The organism is Marinilactibacillus sp. XAAS-LB27 (assembly GCF_036039175.1).
Lineage (GTDB): Bacteria > Bacillota > Bacilli > Lactobacillales > Carnobacteriaceae_A > Marinilactibacillus.
The window spans coordinates 37,808-45,186 of record NZ_JAYXKP010000011.1; the positions used below are offsets into that span (position 1 = coordinate 37,808).

Sequence of the window (7,379 nt, forward strand, 5' to 3'; positions counted from 1 at the left end):
CCTTCTATTGGAGAGAATGAAATGACAAAATGGACATTAAGCGAAATAGCAGAAGCAACAGAGGGTGTCGTCTATTACGCTAAAGACGAAACGATTAAAATCAAAGAAGTATCATTTGACTCAAGAAATCTTTCGGAAGGAAGCTTATTCGTGCCGCTCGTAGCTGAAAGAAATGGACACGAATATATTACTAGTGCTATTGAAAACGGAGCGAGTGCAACGTTGTGGAGCGATTCGATTGAAAAAGCACCTAAAGATATACCCGTTATTTTAGTGAAAGATACGTTAACAGCTTTACAAGAATTTTCGAAATGGTATTTAAAGAAAGTTCATCCTAAAGTAGTTGGTGTGACAGGAAGTAACGGTAAGACAACGACAAAAGATATGATTGCTGCGGTTGCGTCAGCCAAATTCAAAACACATAAAACAGTTGGAAACTTCAATAACCATATTGGGCTGCCATATACCATTTTAGAAATGCCGGAAGACACAGAAGTAGCTGTTTTGGAAATGGGCATGAGTCAAGCTCGAGAAATTCATGTTCTTTCCGTCTTAGCTGAGCCAGATATTGCTGTGATCACCATGATAGGAGAATCTCATATTGAGTTCTTTGGGTCGAAATCCGGGATAGCAGATGCAAAACTGGAAATAGTGGACGGTCTAAAAGCAGACGGAACCTTGATTTATCTTGGAGAAGAACCGCTACTGTCAGAACGAATAGATAAAATGAATACAGTTAAAACGAGAACTTTTGGGAAAACGGATAAAGAAGATCTATATTCAATAAGTATAGAGCCCGACGTCAAATCAACAAAATTTTCAGTTAATCTGGTTCCCGAGTTGACGATTACGTTACCGACCCCTGGTGAGTATAATGTCCAAAATGCGTTAGCGGCTTTATCGGTAGGATTGGAGCTAGGAATCGAGATTGAAGCGGGCGCAGAAAAACTCGAACACTTCCAGTTGACCAAAAATCGTCTGGAGTGGCTAGAAGGATTTAATGGCGCACAACTTTTGAATGATGCTTACAATGCAAGCCCCTCTTCAATGAAAGCTGTATTGAATTATTTTTCCAATATAGAAGCTAAAGGACAAAAAATTGTTGTCCTCGGAGATATTTTGGAACTTGGAAGCTTATCTGAATCTTTGCACAAGAGTGTAGCTGAATCTATCAATGCAGAAGCAATCGATCAGTTAGTCTTGTATGGCGATGAAATGGGTGTCGTATACGAACAAGTAAAAGAACAGTTTAGTACGGAAAATATCCGACACTTTTCAGGAGATAAAAAGCCACTTATAGATTACCTGAGAAAAACAGTACAGAAGAATGATATGGTCTTGCTGAAATCGAGCTTAGGGACGGGTATACTTGGCGTTGTAGAAGAATTAAAACGTAAATAGAGTGTAAAACGTATTCATTTGAAATATGCACCGATAAAGTTGAAAATAAAAACAATGCATGCTATGATATCTGTTGAGCAACGGTTCGATATTGTTCAATTTTGCTTTCGTTAGCGGAATACTAATTTAAAGTAAATGATTTTTAATTAAATATGAGTCAAGAAGAATTTAAAACCCTAGTGTTTCGCGTCCAGCGTTTTGTATACGAACATTAGGGTCTTTATGTGAAAAAGAAACGACGAACTACCCTCATCAACATAGAGGAGATAAGTTTCTTTTAAGTAGTGCCGACCTATTGAGCCTGTAAGCTCATTTTAAGGCATTACTCCTTGGCTCCACGACAAATAGAAGCCAAGGAAAACAATAGGAGGAATTATTTTTTGAAATTTAGCGAATTAAACATTGCACCAGAAATATTGAAATCAGTAGAGGGTATGGGATTTGAAGAAACAACCCCAATCCAGGAAAAAACAATACCATTAGCCTTAGAAGGTAAAGATGTCATTGGACAAGCTCAAACGGGTACAGGTAAAACTGCCGCTTTCGGTATTCCAATGTTACAAAAAATCGACCCAAGTAATCGTAATGTTCAAGGACTGATCATTGCACCGACTCGCGAGTTAGCTATCCAAACACAAGAAGAAATCTTCCGTTTAAGTAAAGATAAACGTGTACGAGTAACTTGTGTTTATGGTGGAGCGGATATTAGAAGACAGATCAAACAAATCCAAGGTGGCGCACAAATCGTCGTAGGAACTCCCGGACGTTTGCTAGACCACATCAGACGTAGAACTCTGAAATTAGATAAAGTTGAAACACTTGTTTTGGATGAAGCAGATGAGATGCTGAATATGGGATTCATTGAAGACATTGAATCTATCATCAAAGAAGTACCTTCAGAGCGTCAGACACTATTATTCTCAGCAACAATGCCAACACCTATCAAACGTATCGCAGAACGTTTCATGAAATCACCTGAAACAGTTGCGATCAAAACAAAAACATTGTCTGCTGCAACAATCGATCAGTACTTCACTAAAGCACGTGACAATGAGAAGTTTGACATTTTAACTCGTTTAATCGATGTTCAAAATCCAACTTCAGCAATCATCTTCGGTAGAACTAAACGCCGTGTTGATGAATTAGCTAAAGGTTTGGAAATGCGCGGATACCAAGCTGAAGGAATCCACGGAGACCTTTCACAAAGTAAACGTATGAGCGTATTGAGCGACTTTAAAAAAGGTAAAATGGATATTTTAGTAGCAACAGATGTTGCAGCTCGTGGATTAGACGTTTCAGGTTTAACACACGTTTATAATTATGATGTTCCTCAAGATCCAGAAAGCTACGTTCATCGTATTGGACGTACTGGTCGTGCAGGTGAAAAAGGCGTTTCTGTAACGTTTGTAACACCTCAAGAGATGGGTTATTTACGTACGATTGAGAACCTAACGAAGCAAGAAATTACTTCTCTTCGTCCACCAACAAATGACGAAGCAATTGAAAGTCAACTTGAGTCTGCTATGGAAGATATCCGCAAAACAATCGTGGAAAACGGTTTGGATAAATACCATACTGCAGCTGAAAAACTATTGAGTGCTTACTCGTCAGAGGATATTGCAGCAGCTTTGGTCAAAACAATGATCAAGGATTCTACTGAAGTACCTGTAACGATTACACCTCAAAGACCTCTACCAAACAAAGATCGTAAACGTAGTGGTGGCGGTAGTGGAAAAGGCGGCAACCGTAACAGAAACGGCCGTAGCGGAAATAGTAACAACAAGCGTACTGGTAGACGCGGTGATGGAAAAGGACGTAGCGAAGGTAGCAGTCGTCGTAATAACTATCGCAAAGACCGTGGTAGCAGCACGAACAAAGATAACAGCTAAAAAAGAATTTATGAAGGGGTCCAGAATTTGGATCCCTTTTTTAGATTGTTAAATTCTATTCAAAATGTATTTGCATATGATAAGCTTGAATAGGCGTATGCAACGGTTGAAATGTCTGTTATAGAGCTTATGTATGACTTTTTAGCAGGATTCTGTTAGTATTGAAAATAAGTAATCTAAGAAAATAGTGCAACACATATTTAGAGTAAAACGAGGGATTGTATGATTGTAGGAATCGGGCTAGATCTTGTAGATATTTCAAGAATCAAGAAAGCTTGTAAAAAAAGAGAAAGTTTTCCATCTCGTGTTTTGACTCGAAATGAACTTCAGGTTTATGAGCAATTGAAAGGCACGCGCAGAGAAGAATTTCTTGCAGGGAGATTTTCAGCGAAAGAGGCTTTTTCTAAAGCGTTAGGGACAGGTATTGGTAAAGTTGGGTTTCAGGATATTGAGATAATGAATAATCCTTCCGGAAAACCGGAAATTACGCACTCTCCGTTTACTGGTAATGCTTGGATAACGATAACGCATACGGAAGAAACCGCTGCAGCACAGGTGATATTGGAAGAAATTTGATGGTAACATCAAGATTTAGTAGTCATTTGGTCATACTTTCGTCACAAATGAGTGTGATGGCTGGTTTTAATATAGTATCGTTCATGATAAACTTAACCTTAAGATAGAAATTTGCACGATTCATTCCTAAAATGGATCCAACATACTGAATATTTGATAGTCCCGTTGTTAGAGAGCGTAAATCTGATTGATCTGACAAAGACTTGATAATGATGGGTAAGCGATAATCTTTTGGAGGGCACAATCATGGAAGAGCAGCGCAACAAGAAAATGATTATTGAGTTAGATCAATCGGTTTACGAAGATTTAGTGGAATTTTGTGTTGAAACAAATGTTGAGAAAAATGAATTAATGTCCCAAATGGTCAATTATTGTATTAAAGAGAGTATGAATAAAATGGATGCCATGCGGAAAGGGTATGCTGAAATGGCTAACATCAATTTGGAGATTTGTTCTGAATTTGATGGATGCGAGAGCGAAGCACATTACCATATCTAAAACGGGAAGTATCATGCGATGAAGTAGGAGTCATTGAGGGTCGCATGAAACGGACCATTCCAAAAGGGTACCTTCGAGGAGAAAACGCCTATGGTTAAGCGGGGAGATATTTATTATGCGGATCTATCGCCGGTAGTTGGATCGGAGCAAGGCGGAATGAGGCCAGTCTTGATTATCCAAAACAACGTCGGTAATAAGTATAGTCCGACTGTTATCGTTGCAGCTATTACAACGAAGATTCAAAAAGGTAAAATGCCAACGCATATTGAGGTTGGAGCAGATCAAGGACTTGAGAAAAATTCTGTTGTATTATTGGAGCAGATACGAACAATTGATAAACAGAGACTCAGAGATAAAGTGACACATTTAAATGCAAATATAATGGATTCTGTGGACGAAGCGCTATCTATCAGTGTAGGACTATCTAACAAGTACAAACATATTTGATCATATGATCCAATTTACTTAGTAAAAGAGGGAGTCTAGATACTAGACTTCCTCTTTTTTTGTGCATATTTAGTTGCGCCTACCCTTTAAATCATGATACACTACTACTCGTTGTCTAACAGCCGTGGTTCGAGAGCGCCAACCCACGTTATCAAAAACTAGGAGGAAAATAAATTTGAAAACAAAACAATGGGTATTAAACGCCATCGTAGGAGCTTTGTATGTCGTGATTACATTAATCATTGCGCCTCTAGGATTTGGAGCGATTCAAATTCGCTTGTCAGAGATGTTGAATCATTTAGTAACTTTTGATAAAAAGTATGCTTACGGTATAGGAATTGGTGTAATCATCGCGAACGTCATCTTATCTCCTTTTGGAGTATATGACTGGTTGCTTGGTGGAGGACACACAATCGTATCCTTTATTGTAGTGATATTCTTAACGAGAAATATGACCTCAATCAAAAAGAAAATGATAATCAATACAATCGTGTTTTCTATTTTTACATTTATGATTGCCTTCTTGCTCTTGATTATCGGTGCAGAAAAGGTATTCTGGATTACTTATCTGTCTCTGATCATCAGTCAATTCGTAACAATGGCAATTGGAATTCCTTTAATGCTTTATTTAGATAGTAAAATTAATTTTAGACAACAAATGAAGTAACAATCAAAAAACGGGCGTAAAAAAGCAGTGACTCTATGATAGAGACACTGCTTTTTGATATTGCTCTGCGATAAGGAATTAGTTGTTGTGAAGATCTTCCGTTCCAACTACTTTAAATCCTTTCCGTTCTAGGTTATGAGTCAATTCCTCTAGTGTTTTTTCTGAAACACCTGGTTCTAACGTCATAATTGTACGACGAACCATGTTTTCGCGTTTAACATCCAAGGTTATACAACTCATGATTGAGCAGTAGCGATTAATAATCTTTGTGATTGAAGTTAAATCTCCCTTTTGTCCGGGTGTTGCAATTGTCAGCACATAACTTCCTTGATCAATACTCCAAGACTGTTGTAGAAGGTCAATCAAAGAACTATGCGTTAAAATACCATAGAAGTGATTGTTCTCATCCAAAACAGTAATGTAAGGAAGATCTTTAATCATAAAGAATATTTTGAAGAAAGAAGAATTTAAGTGCACATATTTTGTGGCATTCTTAAGCAAGTGAGTAACCGGAAGGCTCATGTCTCCGCCGTTCGCTTTATGGCGATAAATATGCATTTTATAAATGTTTCCGCGGAAGATTTTACCACTTTCGTCTAATACAGGCACACATCGATAACCTGTTTCTTCTAATAGTTCAATTGATTCTTGTAACGTTGCTTTTTCCGAAATAGTATTCACAACATTTTTTGGTACAGATAACTGTTTAATTAACATTGATTATTGGCTCCTTCTCATTTAAATATCTCTATTCTCACATTATAATTATAACAGATAAACACTTGGAGAAGTACCTAAATACCTGTAAAATAAAATGGAAATTCATAAAAAGAAAGATGAGGTTAGTATGCACAAAATTAATGAAATGATGGATTGGCCAGTCGTAAATAAAGAAGTTAGAGATTTTTTGAGATCTGCACAAAAACAATTGGATGGTAAGCTAGGTAAGATAGAAAAAGAAGCCAACGAGAAACGAGTTCCTATCATTCCGCACGAAACGGTTGCTTTTTTTGTCTGGTTATTTGGTCAAATTAATCCAAAAGAAATATTAGAAATTGGAACAGCAATCGGATTCTCTGCTGGTTTGATGGCTCAACATACAAGTGAAGAAAGTAAAATTACGACAATAGATCGAAATCCGGTCATGCTTGAAAAGGCTAAAGCGAATTTTAAAACACTAGGAATCGAAGAAAGAGTTACTCTTCTTGAAGGTCAAGCAGATGAATGGTTAGAAAAGCTTAAAGAAGATCAGTATGATTTTATCTTTATGGACAGTGCTAAGGCAAAATACTATGATTTCTTTCCGGATTGTATACGTGTTTTAAAAGAAGGTGGTATTTTGGCAGTCGATGATGTACTTCAAGGTGGTACGATATTGGAAGATGTAAAAGATATTCCAAGAAGAAGAAGAAAAATTCATAAGAAATTGAACGCTTTTCTTGAAATTGTATTGGATCATCCCGCACTAGATACAACATTACTTCCATTAGGGGATGGACTATTACTGATTACAAAAAAGGAAGACTATGATTTTTCATTCATGAAAGAAAAAGAATCTGATTCAAGTGATTCTATATAAATGTTGATACATCAATGTTTGATCAATAGCACAAAATAATTTTTTAAAAAATATGCAGAAAATTGTTGACGAGATCGATTCTAACTGGTAAAGTATAAAACGTTGCTGATAACGAAACGCAGTTAAAGGAATCGATCTTTCAACTCATTCGCAGAAACAAACAAAAACAAATTTTAAAAAACTATTGACATCTTCGACATGATGATGTAATATAGTATGAGTCGACAAGATAAGCAAACGTTCGAAAGGACAGCTTAACTAAAAGACGTAAACGATTGATCTTTGAAAACTGAACAAAGTAAAAACAACCAAATGTGCAGGG

At 37.0% G+C, this 7,379-nt stretch carries 8 protein-coding genes; 7 read left to right on the forward strand and 1 reads right to left on the reverse strand.

Going from position 1 to position 7,379, the window contains the following annotated elements:
• The first annotated feature begins 21 nt into the window (after positions 1–21).
• The 6 genes from VXN63_RS11715 (at position 22) to VXN63_RS11740 (ending at position 5,478) form a co-directional block, all read left to right on the forward strand.
• The gene (locus VXN63_RS11715) at positions 22–1,401 is read left to right on the forward strand and encodes a UDP-N-acetylmuramoyl-tripeptide--D-alanyl-D-alanine ligase (RefSeq protein ID WP_327758250.1); all 1,380 of its coding nucleotides are present in this window, start codon (positions 22–24) and stop codon (positions 1,399–1,401) included.
• Between the two features lie 380 nt (positions 1,402–1,781).
• Entirely contained in the window at positions 1,782–3,290 is a 1,509-nt protein-coding gene (locus VXN63_RS11720; protein WP_327758251.1) for a DEAD/DEAH box helicase, read from the forward strand.
• A 222-nt stretch (positions 3,291–3,512) separates the two neighbouring features.
• Positions 3,513–3,866, forward strand: a complete 354-nt coding sequence (gene acpS / locus VXN63_RS11725; RefSeq protein ID WP_327758252.1) for a holo-ACP synthase — start codon at positions 3,513–3,515, stop codon at positions 3,864–3,866.
• Positions 3,867–4,112: 246 nt separating this feature from the next.
• Positions 4,113–4,364 (forward strand): hypothetical protein, encoded by a 252-nt coding sequence (locus tag VXN63_RS11730; protein WP_225743125.1) that lies wholly within the window; start codon positions 4,113–4,115, stop codon positions 4,362–4,364.
• 90 nt (positions 4,365–4,454) lie between these two features.
• Positions 4,455–4,811, forward strand: coding sequence for a type II toxin-antitoxin system PemK/MazF family toxin (locus tag VXN63_RS11735; RefSeq protein WP_208559610.1), 357 nt, complete (start codon positions 4,455–4,457; stop codon positions 4,809–4,811).
• Positions 4,812–4,986: 175 nt separating this feature from the next.
• On the forward strand, positions 4,987–5,478 hold the full coding sequence (locus tag VXN63_RS11740) for a QueT transporter family protein (protein WP_327758253.1): 492 nt from the start codon (positions 4,987–4,989) through the stop codon (positions 5,476–5,478).
• Positions 5,479–5,556: 78 nt separating this feature from the next.
• On the opposite strand, the gene cbpA is transcribed toward VXN63_RS11740, so the two are convergent.
• Positions 5,557–6,195, reverse strand: coding sequence for a cyclic di-AMP binding protein CbpA (gene cbpA, locus VXN63_RS11745; RefSeq protein ID WP_327758254.1), 639 nt, complete (start codon positions 6,193–6,195; stop codon positions 5,557–5,559).
• A gap of 130 nt (positions 6,196–6,325) precedes the next feature.
• Here cbpA and VXN63_RS11750 point away from each other — a divergent pair, with 130 nt between their 5' ends.
• Positions 6,326–7,057 (forward strand): O-methyltransferase, encoded by a 732-nt coding sequence (locus VXN63_RS11750; RefSeq protein ID WP_327758255.1) that lies wholly within the window; start codon positions 6,326–6,328, stop codon positions 7,055–7,057.
• Positions 7,058–7,379 lie beyond the last annotated feature (322 nt).

Bases quoted from the DNA above. Each gene is read 5' to 3' on its own strand.
- VXN63_RS11715 (WP_327758250.1), top strand. From the start codon at position 22: ATGACAAAATGGACATTAAGCGAAATAGCAGAAGCAACAGAGGGTGTC.
- acpS (WP_327758252.1), top strand. From the start codon at position 3,513: ATGATTGTAGGAATCGGGCTAGATCTTGTAGATATTTCAAGAATCAAG.
- VXN63_RS11730 (WP_225743125.1), top strand. From the start codon at position 4,113: ATGGAAGAGCAGCGCAACAAGAAAATGATTATTGAGTTAGATCAATCG.
- VXN63_RS11735 (WP_208559610.1), top strand. From the start codon at position 4,455: ATGGTTAAGCGGGGAGATATTTATTATGCGGATCTATCGCCGGTAGTT.
- cbpA (WP_327758254.1), bottom strand. From the start codon at position 6,195: ATGTTAATTAAACAGTTATCTGTACCAAAAAATGTTGTGAATACTATT.
- VXN63_RS11750 (WP_327758255.1), top strand. From the start codon at position 6,326: ATGCACAAAATTAATGAAATGATGGATTGGCCAGTCGTAAATAAAGAA.